Here is a 230-nt window from a genome sequence, read left to right as displayed (position 1 = left end):
AAAGAAAACTTACTACCTGTGAAATGTTCGTGCTGCAAAAAAGAATTGGACGCAATAGACTTGGTCATCATCAATGAATCACTTCAGCTGACGCATATTCAATGCCCTTATAAAGGAGAAAAAGCAATTATTGATGTAGGATATTTTAATGTTGTATCCCGAAAATACCTGACCTGTACTCATGAAAAAGCCCCTATAAGTGGGGGTATGTAAAGTCCATGGCTTTGCAT

At 37.4% G+C, this 230-nt stretch carries 1 protein-coding gene; it reads left to right on the top strand.

The features are described 5' to 3' along the window. Positions 1 to 213: hypothetical protein (locus AC6UDF_RS07495; protein ID WP_500724281.1), on the top strand; the 213-nt coding region annotated here is incomplete at its 5' end. Positions 214 to 230: the final 17 nt, after the last annotated feature.

The organism is Fructilactobacillus sp. X2R6C1, assembly GCF_059901295.1.
The sequence above is the reverse complement of the archived record's forward strand: the minus strand, read 5'-3'. Positions and strand labels throughout refer to the sequence as shown.